Origin of the sequence: Stenotrophomonas sp. B1-1, assembly GCF_010894375.1 — a bacterium.
Taxonomy (GTDB): Bacteria; Pseudomonadota; Gammaproteobacteria; order Xanthomonadales; family Xanthomonadaceae; genus Stenotrophomonas.
This window is the reverse complement of the sequence record NZ_JAAIUZ010000011.1, coordinates 342,339-367,419: the sequence shown is the minus strand read 5'-3', so window position 1 is coordinate 367,419 and position 25,081 is coordinate 342,339. Positions and strand designations below refer to the sequence as shown.

The 25,081-nt window shown below is 69.0% G+C and carries 26 protein-coding genes; 13 read left to right on the top strand and 13 right to left on the bottom strand.

From position 1 onward, the window contains the following. The first annotated feature begins 273 nt into the window (after nt 1–273). Nucleotides 274–633: a hypothetical protein gene (locus tag G4G00_RS09580; RefSeq protein ID WP_164272877.1), complete on the top strand. Its 360-nt coding sequence runs from the start codon at nt 274–276 to the stop codon at nt 631–633. 51 nt (nt 634–684) lie between these two features. Here the strand turns inward: G4G00_RS09580 and G4G00_RS09575 are convergent, their stop codons facing one another. Beyond that, complete coding sequence (locus G4G00_RS09575; RefSeq protein WP_108750666.1) at nt 685–1,032, bottom strand: RidA family protein; 348 nt, start codon at nt 1,030–1,032, stop codon at nt 685–687. A gap of 190 nt (nt 1,033–1,222) precedes the next feature. On the opposite strand from G4G00_RS09575, the gene mprF reads away from it, so the two are divergent. Beyond that, nucleotides 1,223–3,784, top strand: coding sequence for a bifunctional lysylphosphatidylglycerol flippase/synthetase MprF (mprF, locus tag G4G00_RS09570; protein ID WP_164272874.1), 2,562 nt, complete (start codon nt 1,223–1,225; stop codon nt 3,782–3,784). A gap of 46 nt (nt 3,785–3,830) precedes the next feature. Here mprF and G4G00_RS09565 read toward each other — a convergent pair whose 3' ends face one another. The 4 genes from G4G00_RS09565 to G4G00_RS09550 all read right to left on the bottom strand — a co-directional run bounded on the left by G4G00_RS09565 (nt 3,831) and on the right by G4G00_RS09550 (nt 6,685). Beyond that, a complete protein-coding gene (locus G4G00_RS09565; RefSeq protein ID WP_240336106.1) occupies nt 3,831–5,168 on the bottom strand; it encodes an AcvB/VirJ family lysyl-phosphatidylglycerol hydrolase in 1,338 nt (445 codons plus the stop codon). Between the two features lie 71 nt (nt 5,169–5,239). Then, on the bottom strand, nt 5,240–5,857 hold the full coding sequence (locus tag G4G00_RS09560) for a DUF998 domain-containing protein (protein ID WP_164272871.1): 618 nt from the start codon (nt 5,855–5,857) through the stop codon (nt 5,240–5,242). Continuing rightward, nucleotides 5,854–6,033, bottom strand: a complete 180-nt coding sequence (locus G4G00_RS09555; RefSeq protein WP_108756846.1) for an oxidoreductase-like domain-containing protein — start codon at nt 6,031–6,033, stop codon at nt 5,854–5,856. The genes G4G00_RS09560 and G4G00_RS09555 overlap by 4 nt, the downstream gene beginning before the upstream one ends. Nucleotides 6,034–6,082: 49 nt before the next feature. Continuing rightward, on the bottom strand, nt 6,083–6,685 hold the full coding sequence (locus G4G00_RS09550) for a hypothetical protein (RefSeq protein WP_164272868.1): 603 nt from the start codon (nt 6,683–6,685) through the stop codon (nt 6,083–6,085). A gap of 274 nt (nt 6,686–6,959) precedes the next feature. Between G4G00_RS09550 and G4G00_RS09545 the strand changes: the two genes are divergently transcribed. Next, nucleotides 6,960–8,120 carry a transglutaminase-like domain-containing protein gene (locus tag G4G00_RS09545; RefSeq protein ID WP_164272865.1) on the top strand — a complete coding sequence of 387 codons (1,161 nt, stop codon included), beginning with the start codon at nt 6,960–6,962 and terminating at the stop codon, nt 8,118–8,120. A 6-nt stretch (nt 8,121–8,126) separates the two neighbouring features. On the opposite strand, the gene G4G00_RS09540 is transcribed toward G4G00_RS09545, so the two are convergent. Beyond that, nucleotides 8,127–8,462 (bottom strand): zinc ribbon domain-containing protein YjdM, encoded by a 336-nt coding sequence (locus tag G4G00_RS09540; protein WP_108751627.1) that lies wholly within the window; start codon nt 8,460–8,462, stop codon nt 8,127–8,129. Nucleotides 8,463–8,717: 255 nt separating this feature from the next. On the opposite strand from G4G00_RS09540, the gene G4G00_RS09535 reads away from it, so the two are divergent. From G4G00_RS09535 to G4G00_RS09525, 3 genes are all read left to right on the top strand, one after another. Further along, nucleotides 8,718–10,079 (top strand): Hsp70 family protein, encoded by a 1,362-nt coding sequence (locus G4G00_RS09535; protein ID WP_108753775.1) that lies wholly within the window; start codon nt 8,718–8,720, stop codon nt 10,077–10,079. Nucleotides 10,080–10,307: 228 nt separating this feature from the next. Continuing rightward, nucleotides 10,308–10,601, top strand: a complete 294-nt coding sequence (locus G4G00_RS09530) for a YkgJ family cysteine cluster protein (RefSeq protein ID WP_108751629.1) — start codon at nt 10,308–10,310, stop codon at nt 10,599–10,601. Between the two features lie 11 nt (nt 10,602–10,612). Continuing rightward, nucleotides 10,613–10,795 carry a hypothetical protein gene (locus G4G00_RS09525; protein ID WP_079222716.1) on the top strand — a complete coding sequence of 61 codons (183 nt, stop codon included), beginning with the start codon at nt 10,613–10,615 and terminating at the stop codon, nt 10,793–10,795. Between the two features lie 47 nt (nt 10,796–10,842). On the opposite strand, the gene G4G00_RS09520 is transcribed toward G4G00_RS09525, so the two are convergent. The 3 genes from G4G00_RS09520 to G4G00_RS09510 are packed head-to-tail and all read right to left on the bottom strand — an operon-like array spanning nt 10,843 to nt 12,832. Further along, nucleotides 10,843–11,721, bottom strand: coding sequence for a DUF4097 family beta strand repeat-containing protein (locus G4G00_RS09520; protein WP_164272863.1), 879 nt, complete (start codon nt 11,719–11,721; stop codon nt 10,843–10,845). Between the two features lie 11 nt (nt 11,722–11,732). Continuing rightward, nucleotides 11,733–12,257 carry a hypothetical protein gene (locus tag G4G00_RS09515; protein WP_164272859.1) on the bottom strand — a complete coding sequence of 175 codons (525 nt, stop codon included), beginning with the start codon at nt 12,255–12,257 and terminating at the stop codon, nt 11,733–11,735. Further along, nucleotides 12,254–12,832, bottom strand: a complete 579-nt coding sequence (locus G4G00_RS09510; protein WP_108753778.1) for a sigma-70 family RNA polymerase sigma factor — start codon at nt 12,830–12,832, stop codon at nt 12,254–12,256. Before G4G00_RS09510 ends, G4G00_RS09515 begins: the two co-directional genes overlap by 4 nt. Before the next feature lie 125 nt (nt 12,833–12,957). Between G4G00_RS09510 and G4G00_RS09505 the strand changes: the two genes are divergently transcribed. Continuing rightward, nucleotides 12,958–13,137 carry a hypothetical protein gene (locus G4G00_RS09505; protein WP_108753779.1) on the top strand — a complete coding sequence of 60 codons (180 nt, stop codon included), beginning with the start codon at nt 12,958–12,960 and terminating at the stop codon, nt 13,135–13,137. A 36-nt stretch (nt 13,138–13,173) separates the two neighbouring features. After that, nucleotides 13,174–13,767, top strand: a complete 594-nt coding sequence (locus tag G4G00_RS09500) for a mechanosensitive ion channel family protein (protein ID WP_108753780.1) — start codon at nt 13,174–13,176, stop codon at nt 13,765–13,767. Between the two features lie 632 nt (nt 13,768–14,399). Here the strand turns inward: G4G00_RS09500 and G4G00_RS09495 are convergent. Both G4G00_RS09495 and G4G00_RS09490 read right to left on the bottom strand, forming a co-directional pair. Then, nucleotides 14,400–14,666: a DksA/TraR family C4-type zinc finger protein gene (locus G4G00_RS09495; protein ID WP_108750680.1), complete on the bottom strand. Its 267-nt coding sequence runs from the start codon at nt 14,664–14,666 to the stop codon at nt 14,400–14,402. A gap of 111 nt (nt 14,667–14,777) precedes the next feature. After that, nucleotides 14,778–15,335, bottom strand: a complete 558-nt coding sequence (locus tag G4G00_RS09490) for a DUF2058 domain-containing protein (RefSeq protein WP_164272855.1) — start codon at nt 15,333–15,335, stop codon at nt 14,778–14,780. Nucleotides 15,336–15,397: 62 nt separating this feature from the next. Here G4G00_RS09490 and G4G00_RS09485 point away from each other — a divergent pair, with 62 nt between their 5' ends. From G4G00_RS09485 to G4G00_RS09475, 3 genes are all read left to right on the top strand, one after another. Next, nucleotides 15,398–15,898 carry a M48 family metallopeptidase gene (locus G4G00_RS09485; RefSeq protein WP_108753782.1) on the top strand — a complete coding sequence of 167 codons (501 nt, stop codon included), beginning with the start codon at nt 15,398–15,400 and terminating at the stop codon, nt 15,896–15,898. A gap of 47 nt (nt 15,899–15,945) precedes the next feature. After that, nucleotides 15,946–16,644, top strand: coding sequence for an RNA pseudouridine synthase (locus tag G4G00_RS09480; protein WP_108753783.1), 699 nt, complete (start codon nt 15,946–15,948; stop codon nt 16,642–16,644). 126 nt (nt 16,645–16,770) lie between these two features. Continuing rightward, a complete protein-coding gene (locus tag G4G00_RS09475) occupies nt 16,771–18,315 on the top strand; it encodes a phospholipase D family protein (RefSeq protein WP_164272852.1) in 1,545 nt (514 codons plus the stop codon). A gap of 3 nt (nt 18,316–18,318) precedes the next feature. Here G4G00_RS09475 and G4G00_RS09470 read toward each other — a convergent pair whose 3' ends face one another. Then, a complete protein-coding gene (locus tag G4G00_RS09470; protein WP_164272956.1) occupies nt 18,319–19,389 on the bottom strand; it encodes an HDOD domain-containing protein in 1,071 nt (356 codons plus the stop codon). Between the two features lie 275 nt (nt 19,390–19,664). Between G4G00_RS09470 and G4G00_RS09465 the strand changes: the two genes are divergently transcribed. Then, complete coding sequence (locus tag G4G00_RS09465; RefSeq protein WP_108753786.1) at nt 19,665–20,762, top strand: Glu/Leu/Phe/Val dehydrogenase dimerization domain-containing protein; 1,098 nt, start codon at nt 19,665–19,667, stop codon at nt 20,760–20,762. Nucleotides 20,763–20,814: 52 nt separating this feature from the next. On the opposite strand, the gene G4G00_RS09460 is transcribed toward G4G00_RS09465, so the two are convergent. Continuing rightward, the gene (locus G4G00_RS09460) at nt 20,815–23,655 is read right to left on the bottom strand and encodes an autotransporter serine protease (protein WP_164272849.1); all 2,841 of its coding nucleotides are present in this window, start codon (nt 23,653–23,655) and stop codon (nt 20,815–20,817) included. Nucleotides 23,656–23,836: 181 nt separating this feature from the next. On the opposite strand from G4G00_RS09460, the gene G4G00_RS09455 reads away from it, so the two are divergent. Next, on the top strand, nt 23,837–25,012 hold the full coding sequence (locus tag G4G00_RS09455; RefSeq protein WP_108753788.1) for an acetyl-CoA C-acyltransferase: 1,176 nt from the start codon (nt 23,837–23,839) through the stop codon (nt 25,010–25,012). Nucleotides 25,013–25,081 lie beyond the last annotated feature (69 nt).

Sequence of the window (25,081 nt, the reverse complement as noted above, 5' to 3'; positions counted from 1 at the left end):
TGATGGGCATTCGGCCGCAGCACGGCTATAGATGGCGTGCCACTGATAACGAGTGGCCGGGTCTCGAAAACCCGCGACGTAAGACGTTGTTTACGCTTGCCAGCCGGCGTCACCTTGCGTGGCGCCGGCTGGCAATCCGTCTGCCGGCTATGGCGGGCGGAGCGTGGGGGTCTTCGCGCCCACCGGTTTCGTCTTGCGTCCCGGTTTTCGAGCCACGTCTCCGTCCGCCACCCTCACGTGGCGGCTACCGAATGCCTTGCACGGAGCACTGCCATGAAGACACCGGACATTTCCCACCTGCACGCGCGCACTGCGCCCGCCCCTGCCGATGCGGTAGACACCTGCAACCCCAACACCCTGGCGGCGACCCTGCGCGCCATCGGCCACGGCAGCGCCGCCGATGGCCAACCCTGGCCCGAGCACGCCCAACAACCGGGCCGGCAACGCGCCCTGGCCGACGCCGACTGCGCCCTGGCCGGGCTGCGCGTGGTGCAGGAAATCATGCTGGCCGCCGAACGCACCCGCCAGAACGGCGACGTGCAGGAACACGTCGGCGACCGTGTGATGGAAGGCCTGATGCTGGCCTCTATCGGCCTGTGCGCGCAGGTCAGTGCGCAGCTGCAGCCACGCTAGTTGAAGGGGTCAGAGCCCTTTCCTGCGGAAAGGGATCTGACCCCAGCAGGATTACGGCACCGCCGCCGTGATCACGATCTCGACCTTCCACTCGGCGTGCGCCAGCTTGGCCTCGAACGTGGCGCGGGCCGGGGTTGCGCCTTCAACCACCCACTCGTCCCATGCCTTGTTCATGCCGTCGAAATCGGCGATGTCGGCCAGGAACACTTCCGCACGCAGCACGTGCTGGCGGTCGCTGGCCACCAGCGCCAGCAGCTTGTCGATCTCGGCCAGCACCTGCCGGGTCTGCCCGGTGATGTCCTGGCTGGTGTCTTCCGGAATCTGGCCGGAAAGGTAGGCGACCTTGTTGTGCACGGTCATTTCGGACATACGCGGTCCGACGTCGTAACGCTCCATCATGGGCGTGGCTCCTGCGGGTGGACAGACCTGCATTCTCACCCACCCGGCGTGCGAAGTGTGTGCCCGGCGCGGCCACTGCATCCGGCCAGCCTGCGCACAGTCCGGCGCTGGTCAAACGGCGGCGACAGGCGCACGATGCGCGACGCTGCGTTGACACCGCCCTCGCCCCCACTGACGCACCCTTGCGCCGATGACCGCCCCCACCGATTCCACGCCCTCCGCCGCTTACACCTGGAAGCGCGTCGCCACCATCGTCATCCCGCTGCTGATCCTGGCCCTGGCCCTGCATGGGTTGGCCAACGAGTTCGACGAGAACGGCTACCGCGCCATCCGCCACGCCTTCCAGAACCTCAGCCTTGGCCAGATCGCGCTGACGGTGCTGCTGGGTCTGGCCAGCTATGCCTGCCTGATCGGCTTCGATGCCATCGGCCTGCGCCGCAGCGGCATCCGCGTGCATCCGGCACGCGTCGGCATCACCGCCTTCCTGGCCCACACCCTGGGCCAGACCGTCGGCTTTGCCGCGTTGACCGGCGGCGCGGTGCGCCTGCGCGGCTACCGTAGCGCCGGCCTGGACCTGGCGCAGATCGGCCAAGTGGTGCTGATGAGCACGCTGGGCTTCGTGTTCGGTGCGTGGCTGCTGATGGGCCTGGCCCTGTGCATGGAACCGGCCGCGGCAGCGCTGGCCCTGCCGCTGGACCCGACCGCCGTGCGCGTGGTCGGCATCGTCGCCTTGGCGGCCTACGCGCTGACCGTGCTGCTGGTCGGCCGCCACGGCCGTACCTTCCAGATCTTCGGCCATGGCCTGTGGCTGCCCGACCGGCGCACCATGCTGGGGGTGACCGCACTGAGCGTGGTGGAACTGGTGCTGGCCAGTGCCGCCTTCTACGTGCTGCTGCCCGATTCCACCCCCACCGGCCTGCCCGGCTTCGTCGGCCTGTATCTGGTGGCAGTGCTGGCCGGGCTGGTGTCCACGGTGCCGGCCGGTTTGGGCGTGTTCGAATGGAGCCTGCTGAAGCTGCTGCCGCAGGTGGCCCCGGCCGCCGTGCTGGCCGCCGCGCTGATCTACCGCGTGACCTATTACGTGCTGCCGCTGCTGCTGGCCACCCTGCTGGCCCTCGCGCCGGCGTTGCGCCAGCCGTTCAAGGCCGGCGCCGGTGCCACCCGTGCCGGCTGGCATGCCCTGCGCCCGTGGCTGCCGCAGATCATCGCGCTGGCCGCCTTCAGCGTGGGCGCGGCGCTGGTGATCGACGGCACCCTGCCCACGCCGCGCCGGCACCTGCTGAACGCCTCGCTGCCGATCCTGGAAACCTCGCACCTGATCGGCAGCCTGACCGGCGTGGCCCTGCTGCTGATCGGCCAGGGCCTGGCCCGGCGCAGCCATGCGGCCTGGATGCTGGCCATGGCGATCTGCGTGATCACCCCGCTGCCGATCTGGCTGCGCGGTGGCCAGCCGCTGATCGCACTCTCTGCGCTGCTGGTGGCGATGGCACTGTGGGCGGCGCGCCGCGAGTTCTACCGCCAGGGCGCGCTGCTGGACGAGGCCTGGTCGTGGCCGTGGCTGCGCAACCTGGGCCTGGTGCTGGTGGCGGTCACCTGGCTGCTGTTCTTCACCTACAGCCACGTGGAATACCAGAACGAGCTGTGGTGGCAGTTCGCGTTGTCCGGCAATGCACCGCGCGCCCTGCGTGCGCTGCTGGTGGTGGCCATCGCGCTGGTGATCTTCGGCCTGGCACGGCTGCTGCACAGCACCAGCACGCCGCTGCCGGCCGCCGACGATGCCGCCCTGCAGGCACTGGCCCCGGTGCTGGCCGGCGCCACCGACACGCAGGCCTGCCTGGTGCTGACCGCCGACAAGGCCGTGCTGCGCGACGAAGCCCAGCAGGGCTTCGTGATGATGCAGCGCTACGGCGGTTCGTTGATCGCCATGGGCGACCCGGTCGGGCCGCCCGAGGTGGCCCGCGCCTTGATCTGGCGCTTCCGCGAAGAAGCCGACCGGCTGGGCCTGCGCCCGGTGTTCTACCAGGTGGGCGAAGCCTATTGGCAGACCTACCTGGACCTGGGCCTGGGCCTGGTGAAACTGGGCGAAGAAGCAATGGTGCCGCTGCATGATTTCGGCCTGGAAGGGCGCGAGCGTGCCGACCTGCGCCAGGCCTGGAACCGTGGCAAGCGCGGCGGCCTCAGCTTCCGGGTGGCGCCGGTGGAGGAGATCCCTGCCCTGCTGCCGCGCCTGCAGGCCATTTCCAACGCCTGGCTGGAAGACAAGGCCGGCGATGAGAAGGGCTTCTCGCTGGGCAGTTTCGACCCGGCCTATCTGGCGCGCTTCCCGATCGCCCTGGTCGAGGCCGAAGGCCAGATCGTGGCCTTCGCCAACCTGTGGCAGGCCCCTGCTGGCGCCGAGCTGTCGGTGGACCTGATGCGCCATGTGAACGAGGCGCCGAAGGGCACGATGGATTTCCTGTTCATCGAGCTGTTCCTGTGGGGCCGTGCACAGGGCTATGCGCGCTTCTCGCTGGGCATGGCACCGCTGTCCGGGCTGGCCCAGCACCGCCTGGCCGGGCGCTGGAACCGGCTGGCCGGACTGCTGGCGCGGCACGGCGAACGCTTCTATGGGTTCAGCGGCCTGCGCCGTTTCAAGTCGAAGTTCGCCCCGCAGTGGCGGCCGCGTTATCTGGCCGCGCCGGGTGGCATGCACCTGCCGGCGGCGCTGCTCGATGCCACCCGATTGATTTCGCTGGACCCGCGGCGCGGGTGACCGTGCAGGTTTTGCGCCGGGCCATGCCCGGCGAACGCCTGAGGTTTTACGCGCCCCCCTTCAGGATCACCTCGGCCACGCGATCGTAATCGCCGCCGAAATGGTGGTCGCCTGGCAGCTTCACTTTCTGCACGCCATCGTTGGCCGGCAGGTCCGGGCACAGCGCATCGGCATCTTTTTCGCCGAACACGCACAGCGTTTTCGCCGCCGGCAGTCGCGCAACCTCGGGCGCGATCGGCAGGCCATCGCCACCGCCGCCCAGCCAGTTGCTCACGTGGAATTCGAAATCGGCCTTGCGCCCCACCGACAGCAGGGCGATGCGCTGCACGCGCGCGCGGGTTGCGGCGTCCAGCTGGTTGACGCTGGCCGGCAGCACGTCTGCGCCCTGCGAGAAACCGATCAGCATCACCTTGTCACGGTGCCACTGCTGCCGGTAGTGCTCGATGATCTTCTGCAGGTCTGCGGCGAACCCCTGCGGGGTACGCGCGGTCCAGAAGTAGCGCAGCGAATCCAGGCCGACCACCGACACGCCGTGCTCGGCCAGCGACTCGGCCACGTTCTTGTCCAGGCCCGCCCAGCCGCCATCGCCGGAAACGAACACCGCCAGGGTGTCACCGTCACCGCGCGCAGGCACTTCCACCACCGGCAGGCCCTTCAGCGCATCGGGCGGCGGCGCCAGGCTCACCCCGGCCTGCGCACCCATCACCCGTGCCGCCGCCACCAGCCCCGGCGTGGCATCGCCGGCGGCGGTGCGCTTGAAGCCACGGGCCATCGCGACCTGCTGCACGAAGGCATCGGCATGGCCGGCCTTGCAGCCCTCGCCGCCATTGGCGTTCAACCACGGCAGATTCAACTCGGCCGGTTGCAGGCGGCCGTGCTTCACCCCGTCGCCGCAGACCATGCGCTCGTGGCTGTGGTCGGGGCAGAAACCGCTGGTCAGCAGGCCGGCGAACACCTGCGTATCGGCCTGCGCGGCCAGGCTGTAGGCCAGCTCGGCGCCTTCACCATCACCACCGACCAGCGGCAGGTGGTAGCCAGGAAGGTGCAGGTAGGCCTGCACCCAGCGCGAGAAGTTTTCCACGTCGCCCGCACCGAAGGCGCAGCTGCTGTTGCCCTCGCGCTTGAGCACACCGCGCAGGTGGTCCACGTCGACCGACGCCACCAGCGCACCATCGGCGCGCAAGGCTTCGATCGGCGCGGCGGCGGCCGGCGCGGCAGAGGGCTGGTGGAACCAGATCACCACACGCTTGGGCGCACCGCCCGGTGAATGCACCGGTACCTGCTCAAAGCGGCCGTGGCTGACCTGCTGCACGTCGGCGGCTGCCGATCCCGCCGCCAGCGCCAACACCAGTCCCATCGCCCTGCACAGCCCTGCACGCGTCATGTCGCATCCCCGTTGGAATGCGCACACGATACGCTGCCGACGCGTGCACGGCATGTACCGGCGTGGGCGGTTCAGCCGGCGCTGGCGATGCGTGCGCGGCGGTACAGGGACACCGCCAGGTGCAGCAGCCAACCGACGATGACCGCGATCACGATCTTCTGCCCCAGTCCGCGCGGTGGGCCATCGCGCCACAGCACGTGCATCCACAGCAGCACGAACGCCAGCCACGCCCACGCCCATAGCAGCGCCGCACTGCGTTGCCAGCCCGGTTCGCGGCGCAGGTACCAGGCCTGCAGCAGCATGGCCACGCTGGCGCACAGGAACGCGGTGTTGGCGGCCAGCCCATGCACCAGCGGCGCGATCAGCGGCGCCAGCTGCGGCAGCCAGCTGTCACCGATCGCCACGGTGGCCAGGCCCAACGCCGCCACGGTGAACAGCAAGGGGGCGGCGGCACTGCGGCGCGGCCCGCGGCTGCCGCGGTACAGGGCAATGCCCAGCAGCGCGATGGCCAGCGCCAGCAGGCAGTAGGCGGTGCGCAGGGCCAGCCCCCACGGGCCCTGCAGGTACAGGCTCAGCGTTGCCCGCACCCAGTCCAGGTCGGCGCGCGCGAACTGCGTCCACAGTGCGGTTGCCACGAACAGCAGCAGCGCCACCAAGGCCAACAGCGCTGCGGGGCGCGCCCGGCTCACGGCGCCTCCTGCGGGTGCCGCGCCTGCCATTCGGCCAGTGCCTTGCGGTAACGCTGCAGTTCTTCCGAATACAGGTCCAGCACGCACAACGGGCAGCCGCTGCCGCAGCACTCGTTGGGGCCGGGCTCTTCCGGCGGCAGCGGGCGCGGGTCGGGATCGGGCACGGGATCGGTCACAGGCAGATCAGACAGGACAGGAAACACCGCGCCAGTGTAACGGCCCCGCTCAGCGTTCCAGGTGCCGGCGCAGGTTGGCCCGCGCCGCAGCGTCCAGACGCGCATGGAAGAAATCGCTCAGGAAGATGCGCGGCGCACGCAGCAGGCCCTGCAGGAAGCGACGGCGACCGGCACGGTACAGGAAGCCGGGCACGACACCCCGGTACTCTTCGGCCACGCCGCGGTCGTAGGCATCGAACACCTCGGCCGGGGCGCCCAGGATGGCCATGTCGCAGTCCAGGAACAGCGCGGCCTCGGCGTCCACCTCATCGGGCCCCAGCGCACCGTGGCGTGCGGTCAGCATTATCAGCTGTTGCACGCGCGCGGCATCCAGCTGCGCAAGTGCGGGCACATCGGCCATGGCCTGCACGGCCAACTGCGCCGAACGGGCCTCGTTGTCCTTGCGCCCGGCCTGGTACACCGCATCGTGGTACAGCACGGCCAGGTAGACCTCGGCCGGCTGCTGCCAGCCCGGGCCGTCGGCCACCTGCTGGCAGTGCTGCAGCACCGCGCGCACGTGGCCGAAGTGGTGGTAGGCGCGCGGTGGCGTGGCATAGGCCGCTTCAAGTGCCTGCCACTGCGCCGGCGCCAGCGGAACGGGAGCGAAGTCCATGTAACGATGATCCCGCCGACGCCCGGCCAGAGCAAGCTGGTCAGTTTTTCACCACGCACTCACAACGCTTGCCCGGCAAGCGCTGGCGGCGGTTGTCCACAGCTTTGTGAAGCGCTGGTCCACATCCTCTGTGGATCAACGTCCGTGCCGACGGGCGCTGGTCCACATCCTCTGTGGATCAACGCCCGTGCCGACGGACGGTGTGCGCCCGGTCGGGGCCCCCGATCTACACTGCCGGCAGGCGGGAGCGTCCGCCGTCGTGCAGGAACTGCTCATGCACCTGCTTGCCGCTTGCAGCCTGGCCGTGCTGCTGGGAATCGCACCGTCCCTGGCGGCGCAGGGCCAGGCCGCGTCCAGCGCCCCCGCCCCGGCGCCGGCGCTGGCCGCCCTGCAGACAACCCCCGCGCCGGTGCCCACGCCCGACCAGGTATTGGCCATTCCCGCGCCGATGCGGCAGATGCTGCAGCAGCAGGTGATCAACCGTTCGCGCTCGCGCGACCAACGCGCGCAGGCCCTGGTCGACATGATCTTTTCGCAACGTGGCCTGGACCTGCAGTACGACGCCAACGCCACCTACACCCTTGCCGAAATCTGGCAGCAACGGCGGGCCAACTGCCTGGCCTTCACCCTGCTGTTCGTGACCCTGGCGCGCGAGGCCGGCATCCAGGCACGCGTGCAGCAGGTGGACCGGGTGGTGTCCTGGTACCAGGACCAGGACCAGGGCGTGGTCTACAGCGTGGGCCACGTGAACGCGTCCATCGTGGTGGACGGGCGCAGCGGCACGGTGGATCTGGACCGCAACGTGCTCTATGACCGCCGCGGCCCGCAACCGATCAGCACCGCGCGGGCGCTGGCCCACTTCTACAACAACCGCGGCGCCGAACGCATGGCCAGCAACGATGGCGCCGGCGCGCAGGCGTTCTTCGCCGCGGCGCTGCAGCAGGACCCGGGATTCGCCTCCACCTGGAACAACGTCGGTGTGCTGGCCAGCCGCCGTGGCGACCTGGTCGCCGCGCGCATGGCACTGGAAACCGCGCTGCGGCTCAAGCCCCGGCATGACGCCGCGCTGGCCAACGCCGCCGCCCTGTACGAGCGCATGGGCATGACCGCGCAGGCGCACGCCCTGGAGCAGGTGCTGCACGAGGTGCAGCGCGAAGATCCGTTCGTACAGTACATGCTGGGGGCGCAGGCCGAGCGCAGCGGCAACCTGGCCGACGCGATCCGTTACTACCGGCGTGCCGTGCGTCTGTACGACAGTGCGCACCAGTTCCATTTCGGGCTGGCCCGCGCCTACTTCCGCAGCGGGCAGGTACAGCGGGCCGACCGCGAACTGCTGCGTGCCCAGCAACTGGGCGGGGCGCCCGAGCAGGCGCGTTACCAGGCCAAGCTGGACAGCCTGGCCCGCTGGCGCGCGCAGCAGCAGGCGCGGCGCTGAAGCGCGTCAGGCCTTTTTCAGGAAGCAGGTCTTCAGCACCAGCCCCTTGATCTTGTCCGAATTGCCTTCGATGTGTTCGGCATCGTCCTCGACCAGGCGGATGTTGCGGATCACCGTGCCCTGCTTCAACGGAATGGACGACCCCTTCACCTTCAGGTCCTTGATGACGGTGACCGTATCGCCGCTCTGCAGCGTATTGCCGTTGCTGTCACGCACCACCAGCCCCGCGCCACTGGCCTCTTCGGCGGTCCACTCGAAGCCGCAGTCGGCGCAGATCCACAGCGCGCCATCGGCATAGGTGTTTTCCAGGGTGCACTGCGGGCAAGCGGGAGCGGACGACATCAGCAAGTACCTCAAAATGAATCAACAGCCGCCATTGTAACCGGCTGCTGGTTCTGCTCATTTTTCCGATGTATGGCGCTTCGATTGATATCGGTTTGAGGCGGAGGGGCGGGCCCTGCCTTTTGCTGCCGCGGCGCAGGGAACTGTCATGGCGGCGCGGGGAGGGGCTGAAACCCAACCGAAGCCGACTGAAACTTGCAGGACGCGCCGAACTGCAGCAGAGTGCGCGGCCCCCGCCTGTCCCCCGGATTTCCCATGCGCCTCGGCATCGACTTTGGTACCAGCAACTCCGCCGCCGCGATCGTGCGCGATGGCCAGCTGCTGCCGATCCGCTTCGGCGACGCCGAACAGTTCCGCACCAGCGTCTACTTCCCCGGCGTGGTGCCCGACCCGGACGATTTCCAGCTCGATGCCGGGCAGGAACACCAGCTGCAGCAGATGATCGACAGCGCCGCCCGCGCGGCCCGTGCCGCCGGCCAGGAACGCACGCCGCAGGCCCTGCGCCGCGAAGCCCTGCGTGCCCTGCGCCGCGAATGGATGGAAGCCCGCGCCGGGCAGGAACGCAGCGCCAGCGACCTGCTGCAGAACGCGGTCTACGGCGACGAGGCGCTGGAAGCCTATTTCGAGGAACACGAAGGCAACCTGGTGCAGAGCCCGAAATCGATGCTGGGCTACAACCTGCACCCACGCGCCAAGCAGACCATCACCGGTATCGCCGCACACATCCTTGAACATATCCGCCTGACCGCCAGCGCCCAGCTGGGCCAGCCGCTGCGCGCCGCCCTGCTCGGCCGCCCGGTGCAGTTCCGCAGCTCCATCGGCGATGCCGGCAACGCCCAGGCCCTGGACATCCTGCGCGAGGCCGCCAGCCAGGCCGGCTTCGACCAGATCGATTTCCTGGAAGAACCCGCTGCCGCCGCCATGCATTACCACGCCGAAAGCCGCGAGCGGCACCAGGCCGTGATCGTCGATATCGGCGGGGGTACCACCGATATCGCCCACGCCGAGGTGGGCGGCGACGACGCGCCGCGCATCCACCGCGCCTGGGGTATCGCCCGCGGCGGTACCGATATCGACCTGGCACTGAGCCTGTCCAGCTACATGCCGCTGTTCGGCCGCGGCATCACCCGCGTGCCCGCCCACCACTACGTGGAAGCGGCCACGGTGCAGGACATGACCCGCCAGCGCGAGTTCCGCCTGCACAAGTACGACCACGTGGACGCGCCCTGGGGCGACCGCCTGCAGTCACTGCAGGACACCGGCAACACCGCCCGCCTGTACCGCGACGTGGAACGCGCCAAGATCGCCCTGAGCAGCAGCCCGCAGCACCGCAGCACGCTGGACTACATTGCCCGCGACCTGCATGCCGACACCAGTGCCGAAGGCCTGACCGCTGCCGCGCACGGCTACCTGGAACAGATCCGGGCCCTGCTGGCGCAGGTCCGTAGCGATATCGGCGGCGACCCGGACGCGGTGTTCCTGACCGGCGGCATGTCCCGCGCCGGCTACCTGCGCCAGGCCGCGGCCGAGGCCTTCCCCGGTGCCCGCATGGTGCATGGCGAGCCCTCGCTGGGCGTGGTGCAGGGCCTGGCGCTGGCGGCAGCCAGCCGGGATTAACAAAACGTTACGCGAAGTTTGCTACCCTCGGTAGGCTTGATAGGGCTCTACCTTCCGCCGGCTGCGCCGGTGTGTGTCCCCGGGTAGGGCCCGGCCCGCGCAGCGGGCCTTGCGGCCATGCCTTCTGGCTCGTTCATGGTCCGCGTACTACCCGAGCCGCCATCGAGACCCGCTTTGGGCACCCGCCTGGCCCCTGTGGCCGCACAACCTGAAGAAGCACCTGCACCCATCGACTGCCGCCGTTGTGATGCGGTCTGCTGCCGATTGCCCGTGCTGCTGCAGGCTGGCGACGAGGTGCCCCGCCAGTATACCTCGCGCGACAGGCACGGCCGTGCCGTGATGGCGCGCAATGATGAAGGCTGGTGCGCGGCGATCGATCCCTATCACCTGCGCTGCACGATCTATTCGCAGCGCCCGGCGATCTGCCGCCAGTTTGCGATGGGCGGCGATGACTGCCGCCGCGAGCGGCAGGACTACCTGCGCCAGGCCGATGCCTGGGCGCTTTCCTCCCCTTCCACCTGACAGGAGCAACCATGCCCCGCAAGGCAAAGACCCCCGCGAAGGCTACCAACAGCATCCGCAGCGAACGCAAGGGCGCGGCCGCCAGCACCACGGTCAGCAGCGATTCGATTGCGTCCGATCTGGCCGCGTTCCGCAAGAGCGGTGGCAAGATCGAAGTACTGGGCACCACCTGGGCGCTGAAGAAAGCCAGCTGACCCACCCTGACCGCGGCGGCGCTGCCGCCGCGGCCTGCCGGGCCGGCTCAACGGTCCAGACGGACCTGCACGCTGCCCGAGTGCGACTGCACGCGGATATCTCCATCACCACTGCCCAACCGGGTGTCCAGATGGCTGCCCGGGCCGTAGCGTGGGCGTTCCACGCTGCCCGCATCGCTGTTGATCGCGCCACTGAAGGTGTTCACTGACAGCTGTGCCGACACCGTACGCGGCAGCCGCAGGCTGACCGACGCACTTACCGATTCCACGCTGATACGTCCGCCCGGCGCCAGGGCAGACGCCGACAGGTCGATGCCGCCGGACACCGTTTCCACGGCCAGGCGCTGGATGCGACCGGCATCCACCCCAACGCGGCCCGACACGGTCTGCGCGCCGATGTCGCCGGCCACGCCGCCACCGGCCTGGATCTGCCCGCTGACCGTGTTCACGTCCAGCCGCGGCGTCTGCAGGCGTGCAGTCACATTCCCGCTGACCGAATTGAGCTTGCTGTCGGCGCTGCGCCCTGCCGCACTCAGGTTGCCGCTCACCGTGTCGGCCTGCAGCCTGCGCACATCGATGCCACTGATGTCCTGGTCGGCACTGACCGTGCTGAGCAGCAGCTCGGACGAGCGCGGAACGTTCAACACCAGGGTGGCACCACCATTGTTGCTGCGCCGTGGGTATTCCACTTCCCAGCGCACCCGGTTGGCGCTTTTTTCCTGGCGCAGCTGCAGGCCGTCGCTGAGGCTGCCGGTCAGCTGCACATCGTTGCGGTCCCAGCCGCGCACCGTGACCTTGCCGGCCACGTTGCTCAGTTCAATACGGCCACCACTGGCCAGGGCGTGGCGTTCGTCCACGCGGGTGTCGGCCAGCGCCAACGTTGGCAACAGCAGCAGCGCAGCAGACAGGGGAAGCAAGGCTCGCATCGGGAATCTCCTCAGGTTGTCAGTCCGGCCGCGGCCTGTGCCGCCTGCCGGGTCAGTTCCAGCCGCAGCGCGTAGGTGCGCCGCAGTTGTGCCAATAGATGAGCAGCGCGCGGGTCCTGCGCCATGGCGGCGCGGATCTGCACCACGCTGCGGTCCAGTTCCTGCAGCGCCGGCTGCCATTCCGGCGCACGCGCTGCCGGCAACGACGCCACCGCCTGCTGGTACTGCGTGGCCATGGCATTGGCCTGCAGCTGCAGCCCGCCGGGTGCCGGCGCCTGCACGGCGTCAGGCCGCCACGGGGCCACCGCGAACAGCGCCAGGCCTGCGGCCAGCGCCGCGCCCAGCGGCAGCCAGGCGCGACGCAGCGGTCGGCGTCGCAGAGCCACTATGACGGCCGGCGCGGTGGTCGCCTGCACAGGCTCGCGTGGCGGCAACCGTGCCGACAGCCGCGCCCAGCCATCGGCAGGCGGAGTGCGCTGCTGCGGCAGGTCGCGCAGCCGCGCCAGCAGGTCGTGATCGGGGTCGGGTGTGGTCATGTCATGTCTCCCAGCCGCGCACGCAGCAGGCCGCGCGCGCGATGCAACTGTGCCTTGGAACTGCCGACGGCCATCTGCAGTTGTTCGGCGATTTCGTGGTGTTTCCAGCCTTCGATATCGTGCAGCACCAGCACCGCACGGGCCCGCGGTGGCAGTGTTGCCAATGCCCGCTCCAGATCACGCTCGGTGCCGGCGCAGCGGTCATGCACGGCCAGCTCCTGCAGGCCGCCTTCCATGTCGTCCAGGCTGTGGTGGTCCTGCCCGCCAGCGCGCACGCGCAGTTCCATCAGCGCGGCGTTCACCCCCAGCCGGTGCAGCCAGGTGGCCAGGCTGCTTTCAAAGCGGAAACCCGGCAATGCCTTCCAGGCCTGCAGGAAGGCTTCCTGCAACGCGTCTTCGGCCCGCGCCTGCTGCCCGCCGCACAGCCGCCACAGCACGGCGAACAGGCGCGGCGCGTGGCTGCGGTACAGGCACTCATAGGCCACGGTGTCGCCGGCCGCAGCCGCCCGGATCAACGCGGGCTCATCGGGCGCATCAGCGGCGGCAGGTGGCGGTGGCATGGTGGTGTCGAGCATAGCGCTTGGATGCAGCGGCCCAGCAAAAGGTTTAGACAGCCCGCGGCCGCTTCGGCATGCAACCTTTTCGGCCGCCGCTGCATCCATGCCTGCATCCCCCGCGTGGCCGCAGGCCCGGAGACCCCATGTCCGCCACCCACTGTGCAGCGCTGCTGGCCATCGTGATCTGCGTGGCGCAGCAGGGCCTGGGCCTGTCGCTGCAGTGGCACGGCGAGACCCACGGCGCATGCCTGCAGCGGCATGGCCAGGCGCTGGTCTGCCTGCAGTGGCCCCCGGCAGTCGAAACGCCATCGCGCGCCGGGTAACATCAGGCGTTGTTCCCCGCTACCTGTTGTCGCCCCATGATGTTGTCACTGAAGGATCACCTGCCGGCCTGGACCCACCCGTGGCTGCACGACATCGGCGTCGGCCTGCAGATCCTGGCCACGCTGCTGGCGGCCTGGTTGCTGCGATTGCTGGCGCGGCGTCTGATCCGGCGCTTTTCCGAGCACTACACCCTGCCGCAGGAAATGGCGATGGGCGCGCGGCGGATCAGCAGCTTCGTGGTCTATTTCAGTGCCCTGCTGTACATCCTCAGCCTGCTGGGCGCATCGCCTTCGGTGCTGTGGACCGCGTTCACCGGTTTTGCGGCGGTGGGTGCCGTGGCCTTCTTCGCGGCATGGAGCGTGCTGTCCAACATCTTCTGCACGCTGCTGATCTTCACCACGCGCCCGTTCCGCCTGCACGACTACATCGAAGTCCTGGAGAACGGCGAGAAGCCGGGGCTGAAGGGTCGGGTGATCGACGTGAACCTGATCTACACCACGCTGCAGGAAACCGGCGATGGCCACCAGGGCACGGTTCTGCAGTTGCCGAACAACCTGTTCTTCCAGCGCACGGTGCGCCGCTGGCGCGACCCGTCGCAGGCCCCCGGCGGCATCCAAGGCGACGGCTGAGGGGGTTTTCCCCTGCAGGGCTTGCAGCCCTGCACCTGCTACGAGCAACGGCAACGGCAACGTCAAAAGCGGGCTATCCGTGGGTTGGCGGGGTGGGTCCGGTTGCGGGGGACGCTGCAAGTACGTCCATGTAAGCTTGGCCGCGGCATCCATGCCGCGGACACCCCCGCAACCGGACCCATCCCGCCTTCGACAGTTTCCCGCGATCTGCCGCAACGGCGTTCTGCTCTGGTGGGTGTCGACCTTGGTCGACACGGATGAATTCATTCGATATCTGACAGATGTGTCGACCAAGGTCGACACCTACCTACAGCCGCGCATGTGCCGCGATGGCAAGTAGAGCCACGCCATGCGTGGATGCGTTTCGAATTCGACTAAATTTCATCCACGCATGGCGTGGATGTGTCGACCAAGGTCGACACCTACCAACAGCCGCGGGAACCTGTCAGAGGTGGGGCGGTGTCGGATTGCGGGGTGTCAGCCGCATGGATGCGGCTGCCAAGCCTACAAGGACGTACTTGCGGCGTCCCCGCGATCCGACACCGCCCCGCCATCCCACGGAATGCCGCTTTTGCTTTTGACGTTGACGTTGACGTTGAGCAGGTGCAGGGCGCAGCCCTGCAAAAGCCCCCTCACCGCAACTGGCTGTCCTTGCTGCCGCGGCGGTTGTAACCGGCGTGTGCCTGTTCTTCGTCGTCCAGCGCCTGCTGGCACGCCACGCACAGGCGAACACCGGGCACGGCCTGGCGCCGCGCCAGCGGAATCGGCGCGTCGCATTCTTCACAGTGTTCCAGACCCGGCCCCTGGCGCAGCTGGCGCCGCGCACGGGCAATGGCATCGTCAACGGTGGCGTCGATCTGGTCCTGGACCGCGCCGTCGCCCGCCCAACCGGTGGCCATCACTCACCTCCGCAACTGTCAGGTATATCCCTGATATGGGGACCGTACCCGTAACTGCAATCGGCAGCACCGGGCCCTGCCCGGCGTGCTGGCGGCCGGTTCAGCCGCGCCTTACCAGACCAGGTCGTCCGGCACCTGGAACTGGGCGTAGTAGGCGTCGTCCTCGGCGTTGCCGGTGGAAATCTCGGCGGTCGAGCCCGGCTGGCCGTGGTCGACGATGATCGCCTCGGGGGCACGCTCGCGCACCTTCTCGGCGGCCGCACGCGGCAGCAGGGCGTAGCCCTCGCCGTGGGCGACGATGACCAGCACGCCCACCGACAGCGCCTTGCGCAGCTTGGGGTCGATCAGCAGCGTGCGGATCGCCGCGCCATCGCTGAAGCGATATTCGTCATCACCCTTGTGCGGCACCGCGTGGGCCGTGATGATCTGCTTGGCCTGCGCCTTCTGTTCAGCCAGGCGGGCCTGGGCATTGCGCTCGGCCGCCAGGGCGCGGTCGCGTTCGACCTTCTCGGCGCGCGCGCGTTCAGCTTCGCGCTGCACCTCGGCCGAGGCCGATTCCGCCTTGCCCTGCCGCGCCTTGGCCTGTTCACGCGCGGCAGCACTGGCCTGCGACTTCTTGGCCAGGCCGGCCTTGAGCAATTGTTCCTGCAGCGCGTTGGGCTTTGCCATGGTCGGTCGGTACCGCGTGTAATCTTGGAAGCCCCATTCTACCGACGCTCCGCCGCCCCTGCATGGCTGTCCTGAAGTACCTCACCGGTTATCCCGAGCCCCTGGTGGCCCAGGTCAGCGAACTGCTGGCCCAGGGCAAGCTCGGCCCCTGGTTGCAGCAGCGCTACCCCGATCCGCACGAGGTGCGCAGCGACCGCCAGTTGTACGACTACACCCAGGAACTGAAGGACCGCTACCTGCGCAAGTCGGTGCCGCTCAACAAGGTCTGCTACGACAACACCCTGGAAGTGATCAAACACGCGCTGGGCACGCATACCGCCATCTCCCGCGTGCACGGCGGTCGCCTCAAGGCCAGTCGCGAGATCCGCATCGCCACCGTGTTCCGCCAGGCCCCGGCCGCGTTCCTGCGCATGATCGTGGTGCATGAGCTGGCGCACCTGAAGGAAGCCGACCACAACAAGGCCTTCTACCAGCTGTGCCAGCACATGGAGCCGGATTACCTGCAGCTGGAGTTCGACACCCGCCTGTACCTGACCGAGCTGGCCAACCGCAGCCAGCGCTGACCGGCCGCACCAGCTACACTGCGCGCCCCCTGACCGACCTGCCCGCCATGGAACCGATCCGCCTCGACAAACGCCTGTCCGCCCTGCTCGGCATCCCGCGCGGGGAAGCGCGGCGCTATGTGGAAGGTGGCTGGGTGACCGTGAACGGCGAAGTGGTGGAACAGCCGCAGCGCCCGGTGGATGAGGACGCGGTGATCGTGGTGGCCGAGCAGGCCAGCGATGAAAAGGCCGAACGGGTCAGCATGCTGCTGCACAAGCCGGCGGGCATGGCCGCCGAGGCATTGTGCGCACTGGTCAGCAGCGCGACGCGCAGCGAACTGGATGCCAGCGGCACCCGCGCCCTGCAGCGCCACTTCCACGGCCTGCAACTGGCCGCCGCACTGCCGGCCGCCGACAGCGGCCTGGTAGTGGTCAGCCAGGACCCGGCCACGCTGGCCCACCTGCAGCGCAACCTGGGCCGCACCGAGCAGGAATACCTGGTGGATGTGGCCGAAGGCGGCCCCGAACGTGGCCCGTGGCTGCTGGCGCGCCTGCAGCAGGAAGCCGGCGGGCCCAAGGTCAGCTGGCAGAGCGAGCAACGCCTGCGCTTTGCCGGCAAGGGGCTGACCGCGAAAGGCCTGCGCATGGCGGTGACCGCTGCCGGGCTGCAGGTGACGGCGGTGCGCCGGCTGCGCATCGGCCGCGTGGCGCTGGGACCGCTGGTGCCGGGGCAGTGGCGCTACCTGGGCAGCGACGAGCGGTTCTGAGCCCGCCACGGGGTCGGATCCCTTGCCGCAGACAAGGGCTCTGACCCCACAAGGCGCCATCCACGCATGGCGTGACCGTGCCCAGAACGCCATCCACGCATGGCGTGGATCCACTAGCATGGTGGCATGAGACTGCTGCGTATCGTCGCCATCATCATTGCTGCGCTGGTGCTGCTGGTGTTGTCGGGCCTGCTGCTGGCCGACCATCTCACCCCCAGCGCGCGCGGGCCCGCATCGCAGATGCTGCCACTGCAGCCGGCGCAGACCGCGATCGATCGCCAGCTGGCGCCGCTGCTGGCCGCCCACCCCGACCAATCCGGCGTGGCCTTCCTCAGCGATGGACTGGATGCCTTCGCCGCGCGCGCCGTCATCACCGAACAGGCCGGCCGCAGCCTGGACCTGCAGTACTACATCTGGCACGACGACCGGGTGGGCCACCTGATGGCCAAGGCGCTGCACGACGCCGCCGTGCGCGGCGTGCGCGTGCGCCTGCTGCTGGATGACATGAACGCCAAGGACAAGGATGCGCTGATGCTGGCGCTCGATGCGCACCCGAACATCGAGATCCGCCTGTACAACCCGTTCCGCAACCGCAGCGGCATCGCCCGTACGCTGGAACTGGTGCAGCGCGCCTTCAGCGTGAACCACCGCATGCACAACAAGAGCTGGATCGCCGATGGCCGCGTGGCAATCGTCGGCGGCCGCAACATCGGCGAGGAATACTTCAGCGCGCGCGACGATGTGAACTTCCAGGACCTGGACCTGGTCGTGGCCGGCCCCGCCGTGCAGCAGGCCAGCGCCATCTTCGATGCGTACTGGAACAGCGACGCCGCCGTTCCGATCAGCGCGCTGGCGCACTACAGCCAGGCGCAGCTGCGCGTGCTGCTGCAGCAGTCCGACCGCGATGCGCTGCATGACAGCAGCCGCCCCTACCTGCAGCGCGTGGCCAGCTCGCGTGCGCTGCGCCAGCCCGGCCCCGAGCCCCTGCACTGGAGCGCCCGGGTGCGCATCCTGTCCGATCCGCCAATGAAGCACCGCGACGATGCACGCGAGGGTTGGCTGGTGACCGCGCTGGCCGCGCAGTTGCAGTCCGCCCAGCACGGCGCGCTGCTGGTCTCGCCCTACTTCGTGCCCGGTGCCGAAGGCCTGCAGGGTCTTTCGGCCATGGCTGCACGCGGTGTGCAGGTGGGCGTGGTAACCAACTCGCTGGCCGCCAACGATGTGGCTGCGGTGCACGGCGGCTACATGGGCTACCGGGTGCCGCTGCTGCAGGCCGGCGTGCAGCTGTACGAACTGAAGGCACACGGCGAACCGGGCGACAGCAGCCTGTTCGGCAGCAGCGGCGCCAGCCTGCATACCAAGGCCTTCGTCGTCGACGACCGCCGCGGCTTCGTCGGCTCGTTCAACCTCGATCCGCGCTCGGCCTACCTCAATACGGAAATGGGCGTGCTGTTTGACGATCCCGTGCTGGGCGCGCGCCTGCGCCAGGAATACCTGCGACTGGCCGACCCGCAGCACAGCTGGTGGCTGGCGCTGGGCGCCGGCAACGAGCTGCGCTGGCTGGAACGGCAGCCGCCGCCGCACTGGGTGGAGCGCGAGCCCGGCAGTTCGCTGGGCAAGCGCTGGACCGCGCGGGTGATCAGCTGGCTGCCGGTGGAATCGCAGCTGTAGCGCTTACGGTACGGGCGTCTCACCGCCCTCGGCGCCGGCTTCATCCAGCGTTTCCACCGCGCGCCCGTGCAGCCGTCGCCAGATCCAGCGCAGCGCGTGCGGCGGTGCCGAAGGCAGCTGTTCCAGCAACGCCTGCATCCGTACCTGGCTGCCATGGCCATGCCGGCACAGCAGGCTGGCCGCGGCCGCCGCGCTGCCCAGGCGCAGGCTGTCGGCCAGCGGCCCCTGGGCATCGGCGGCTAGCGCCTGGTGCACCGGTTCGGGCAGGTCCCAGGCGGCGGCCACGCGTTGCGCCAGCGGCAAGGACCAGCGCTGCAGCAGGTCCAGTGCCAGCGCCGCATCCACCGTGCTGCTGCGGCCCTGCGCTTCCTGCAGCACCTGCCGCATCACCAGCGCCGCGCCCAGCCCCTGCACCAGCCCCAGCCACTGCGCGGCGAACGCATCGCCGAAGGTGACGGTGCGGGCGTGGTCGGCCGCGGCGCGCGAGGCCAGCAGCGCGTGTTCCCAGATGATGGTGCTGAACTGCGGGAAGACATCGCACTGCACCTGCATGACCGGCTGTACCAGCACGGCGCTGATGATCTGCCGCACCCCTTCGGTACCGACCAGGGTGACCGCGCGCTGCAGGCTTTCCACCGGCCGCTCGTGCACCTTGTAGGCCGGGCTGTTGGCAATGCGCAGCAGGTTGCCGGTCAGCACCGGGTCCTGGCCGATGATGGCGGCCATCACCCGCGCCGACGCGGCATCGTCGTTGACGGTCTGGATCAGCTGCGGCAGCAGTTGCGGGCGGCGCGGCAGCTGCCGGGTGGCCCAGTCGCGGTCCTGCAGGGCGCGGTCCACCGCCTCGGCCAGCGGCGAGCTGCCCTCGCCCGCCGGTTCGCCCACCAGATGCGGGGACAGCGCCAGCGCGTGCAGGCTGCGCTGCAGGTGCGCGGCGACATCGCCGGCGGCCAGCGGCTCGCCCTGCAGGGGACCGGCGGGCGGGCGGACATGCGATTCGGCCCGGCGCACCGGTGTGGTCGCGCGCCTGCCCGCCAGCCAGGCCGTCATGGCCTGCCACCAGACCGGCCTCACCGGCGCCCGCCGTGTTGTTGCACTGCTGCTGCCACTGCCTGCACCCGCGCCTTCTTCACATTCGGCGACCTGCCGTCGTCGCAGCATCGGCCGCGCTTTCATCTTCTTTAATGCAGCCGCCCCGGCCGTGCACGGCATCGGCCGGGCGAATGGACTAGAATGGCGCCGCGCGACCCGTCCCCCAGCCATGACGACGTCGCTTTTTTTGTTTTGGGACCCTACCGTTCATTGGCAGTTCGCTGCAGTTCGCCGCTGATCGCGCCATCGGAGACGCCATGCTATTCGAAACCCTCGCCACCACCGGTCATGAGCAGGTGGTGTTCTGCCACAGCCAGGATGCCGGCCTGAAGGCGATCATCGCCATTCACAACACCACCCTGGGCCCCGCCCTGGGCGGCGTGCGCATGCGCCCCTACGCCAGCACCGACGAGGCCTTGAACGACGTGCTGCGGCTCAGCCGCACCATGACCTACAAGAACGCCCTGGCCGGCCTGAACGTGGGCGGCGGCAAGGCGGTGATCATCGGCGACCCGAAGGTGGACAAGACCGAGGTGCTGTTCCGTGCATTCGGCCGCTACGTCGACTCCCTGGGCGGCCGCTACATCACCGCCGAAGATGTCGGCACCGATGTGAACGACATGGAGAACATCTACCTGGAAAGCCAGTTCGTGACCGGCGTGCACCAGGTCCATGGCGGTTCCGGCGACCCGGCCCCGTTCACCGCCTATGGCGCGCTGCAGGCGCTGATGGCAGCGCTGCGCTTCAAGTTCGGGCACGAAGAAGTGGGCAAGACCAGCATTGCCGTGCAGGGCCTGGGCCACATCGGCATGGAACTGGTGAAGCTGCTGCGCGACCGCGGCGCCAAGCTCTACGTGACCGACCTGGACAGCGCGCTGGTGGATCGTGCGGTCAGCGATTTCGGCGCCGAAGCGGTCAAGCCCGACGAAATCCACGAAGTGAACGCCGACGTGTTCGCCCCGTGTGCGCTGGAAGGGGCGATCAACGCCGACACCCTGCCGCGGATCAAGGCGAAGATCATCTGCGGCACCGCCAACAACCAGCTGTCCAGCCTGGACATCGGCGATGAGCTGCATGCCCGCGGCATCCTGTACGCACCGGATTACGCGGTGAACGCCGGCGGCGTGATGAATGTGTCGCTGGAGATCGACGGCTACAACCGCGAACGGGCGATGCGCCTGATCCGCAGCATCTACCACAACCTGACGCGCATCTTCGAACTGTCGCAGCGCGAGAACATCGCGCCGCAGCGCGCGGCCGACCGCATTGCCGAAGCGCGCATCCAGTCCATCGGCAAGCTGAAGATGCCGCTGGGCCGCAGCACCCCGCGCCTGGGCAACCTGCGCGGCGGTTGATGGGCGCTGGCCACGCCCGGCAGCCTGCCGGGCGTGGTCACCCAACACCGCGTCAGAACGCGGTGCTGTAGCGCAGTGCGACCTGGCTCAGTTCGCCGCGCGGGCCGAAGCGCTGGTCGTAGCCGAAGCTGAGGCGGCTGTTGCGGCTCAGCCACGATTCCACCGACAGACCCAGCAGGCCACCGGAACGCATCGGCTGCAACCCGGCCATCGGCGCCCAGGCATCGATGCCGACGAAGCTGGCCTGCGCATCCATGCCCTGGCTGGACAACTGCTGCTGCCATTCGGCGTAGCCACGCAGCGCCCAGTTGCGCCACTGGCGCTCGGCGCGCACACCGGCCAGTGCCTGGCTGCGGCTGCTGGCATCGCCTGCGCTGCGCAGGCCGAAGCCCAGGCCACCCTGTTCGCTGAAGCGATCGCTGTCCACGCGGGTGTAGTCGGCGCCCAGGTACGGGGTCAGCGAAGCACCAGCCCAGCCGAAGCGATAACCGGCCTCCACGCTGGCCGTGCTGAAGTTGCCACCGTAGCGGGCGTTGACCCCGTACTGGCCGGCACCCAGCAGCAGCTGGCGATCGATCTCGCGGTTGAACTGGCCGGCACCCAGCTGGCCCAGCGCATAGGCACCGCCGGCATTCCAGCCGGCGTACAGCTGCGCCTGCGACTGCCGGTCGCGGCCGCGATCGCTGCCCCAGGCCCGGTTGCCGAAGCTGCGCGTTTCACCGAAGGCAAAGCCCAGCACGCCGTTGCTGCCCAGTGCGGTGTCCTGGCCCATCATCCAGCCATGGGTGTCGGCGCCGCTGGCCGAGAAGCTGCCCTGGCCGGCTTCGCCCAGCGCGTTCTGCCAGGCACCGGCCAGGCGCGGTGCGCCCTGCACCTGGCCGAAGCGTGCGGACAGCGCGCGGCGGCCCAGATCGATGCTGTCGAAGGTGGCCGCCGTAGCCAGCGCATGCGCCTTGCCGGACAGGCTGTCCAGGCTCTGCTGCAGCGCCAGGTTGCCCTGCACGCCCTGCAGCACGCCCGCGCCCTGGGCGAACACGCCGGTGACGTCGGTCCCATCGTCGAGTGCTTCGAACGCGCGTTCCACGCGCGAGGCCGAGGCCTGGGTACTGGCGCCCAGGCCGGCCGCCGATGCCGCGCTGACCACGTTGACCCGGTCGATGTTCAGGGTGACGTCGTTGCTGCCATAGCTGAGCCATGCATCCAGCAGGCTGCCCGCGTTGAGGCTGTTGCTGACCCCGTTGAACGTGCCGCTGACGCCCTGCCCGGCCTGCAGCACGGTCTGGGTGCGGCCGGCAGCCGGCACGTAGCCGCTGACGACACTGGACACGTGCACGTCGCCGCCCTGCAGGGTGGCCCTGCCGGTGATGGCAAGTGGACTGGAACCCAGCGAGATCATCAATCGCGCGCCGTCGCGGTGCAGGTAGTTGCCTTCGATGGTGGCGCTGCTGTTGGCATCGCGCACGATCACCATCGCCGCGTTGTCCACGTTGCCCTTGACCCGGGTGGTGCCGGTCATGAACTGCAGTGCCGCCGCGTTGGGGCTGGACGCCTGCGCGGTGATCACCACGTTGGAAGTGATGGACGCGCCGTCGCGCAGCGCCAGCGTGCCGCGTTCGATGCGGGTGTCGCCGGTGTAGGTGTTGGTACCGGAAAGGCCCAGCGAACCTTCGCCCTGTTTGACCAGGCCGCCGCTGCCGGTGATGTTGTTGCTCCAGACCGAATTCAGGCCCAGCTGCGAGACGTTGACGGTGGTATTGCCCCAGTCGATGCGGGCCGGGCCGTTCACGGCCTTGCCGACATTCAGCAGGCCGTAGCCGTAGATGGCGTCCACGCCTGGCGCGCCGATGTCGGTGGCCGTGCCCAGCAGGGTCTGCCGCACCAGGTCGTTGTCGAAGTACGGGAAGCGTTCCCAGACCAGCGCGGCCGCGCCTGATACCAGCGGCGCGGCGAACGACGTGCCGTAATTCCACTGGTAGCCGTTGCCGTTGCGCTCGGGGAACACCGCGCTGCCCGGTGCGGTCAGGCAGTAACGCGCCGCATCGCCACAGGCGTTGGCCCAGCTGGTGCGTTCGCCGGGCTTGTTCGGATCGATGGCGGTGGCCACCAGCCAGCCCTTTTCCAGATCGGCCGCCGGCAGCGTACCGCCCACGCCGCGCTGGCTGGGCAGTGCCGCCACGCTGCTGGGCTGGTCGCGGCCCTCGTTGCCCGAGGCGAACACCACCAGGCCGCCGTTGCTCATGATGAAGGGGCGGTACTCGGCCGCCACCTGCGCGGTGGTGGCCAGATCGGTCCAGTACAACCCGCCCCAGGAGTTGTTCATGATCTTCACGCCGTAGCTGATCAGGTCCTGGTGGATGCCGGCCACGCCCAGCGGGCCGCTGAAGGAGTTGCCCTGGCCACTTCCGTCATCGGTGGGCGATGTGTCGGAAATGATTCGCGCCGACACGATCTGCGCCCCTGGCGCGATGCCGCCGGGCCAGACGCCCACGGTTGCGCCGGCGGCCAGGCTGGCCACCGCGGTGCCGTGGCCGACCACGTCGTCCACATTCAGGTTGTTGCGCGCCGGATCGACGTAGTTGAGGTTGGCCACCACGCGGCCATTGAGCGCGGCCGTGTCGCGCTTCACGCCGGAATCGACGATGCCGATGCGCACGCCCTTGCCGGTCAGGCCAGCGGACTGCGCGGCCAGGGCATTGGTCTGCACCAGATGTGCGTTCACCGCCGGCTCGGTGGGCTTGGCCGGCGTGGGCGTGGTGGGTGGCGGGGTTACCGGCGGCGTAGTGGGCGGCGGGTCGATGCGCACATTGCTGCCGCCACCGCCACCGCCACATGCACTCAGCGCGGCGACCAGCGCCGAAGCCAGAACCGACCTGCCCATCGTCTTACGTTCCATCGTTTCCTTCCCATGAACGTTGGCCTGCCGCAACCCCTTGCAGGCATCCAGTGCTGCCAGCGGCAGCTACCGCCGACCCTCTATACTGGGTCGACCCCCACGCAGTCTGCCGGGAAATGGCGCCGCTTCCAACGCCCGCCGTCTCCTTTCCGAACATTGCTCACGCATCAACGAGATTGCCATGTCCAACATCGTCATCGCCGCCGCCAAGCGCACCGCCATTGGCTCCTTCCTGGGCCAGTTCAACGGCGTGCCCACCCCGACCCTCGGCGCGGCCGCCATCGCCGCCGCCCTTGAGCAGTCCGGGGTACCGGCCAGCGACGTTTCCGAAGTCCTGATGGGCTGCGTGCTGTCGGCCAACCTGGGCCAGGCCCCGGCCCGCCAGGCCGCCATCGCCGCCGGCATTCCGCTGTCGGCCGGCGCGACCACCCTGAACAAGGTCTGCGGCTCGGGCATGAAGACCATCATGCTGGGCCACGACCTGATCAAGGCCGGTTCGGCCAAGGTGGTGGTGGCCGGCGGCATGGAATCGATGTCCAACGCCCCGCACATGCTGCCCAACTCGCGCACCGGCAACCGCTTCGGCAACTTCCAGGCGGTGGACCACATGGCCCACGACGGCCTGGTCAATGCCTACGACGGCAAGGCCATGGGTGAATTCGCCGAATGCGCGGTGGACAAGTACCAGTTCACCCGCGAGGAACAGGACGCCTATTCCATCGAATCGGTGCGCCGTGCGCAGGCCGCGCAGGCCAATGGCGCATTCGCCGATGAAATCGTCGCGGTGAAGGTGGCCACCCGCAAGGGTGAGGTCGAGTTCGCCAGCGACGAGCAGCCCGGCCGTTCGGACATCGCCAAGATCCCGACCCTGCGCCCGGCGTTCAAGAAGGATGGCAGCGTGACCGCCGCCAGTTCCTCCAGCATTTCCGACGGCGCCGCTGCCGTGGTCCTGCTGGCCGAAGACGATGCGGCCGCGCGCGGCATCACCCCGCTGGCGCGCATCGTCGGCCACGCCACCCATTCGCAGGAGCCGGAGTGGTTCACCACCGCGCCGATCGGCGCGATCCACGCCCTGCTGGCGAAGACCGGCTGGACCCTGGACCAGGTCGACCTGTTCGAAGTGAACGAAGCCTTTGCCGTGGTGGCCATGGCGCCGATGCGTGAACTGGGCATCAGCCACGACAAGCTCAACGTGAATGGCGGCGCCTGCGCACTGGGCCATCCGATCGGCGCCTCGGGCGCACGTCTGGTGGTCACCCTGGTCAACGCCTTGCGCACGCGCGGCGGCAAGCGCGGCATCGCTACCCTGTGCATCGGCGGCGGCGAAGCGACGGCAATCGCCATCGAGTTGATCTGAAAGGAATTAACGGCGATTTCGCAAAAATGAATGCGGGAGCGCTTGACACCCAATCTTGGCTTGTCATCA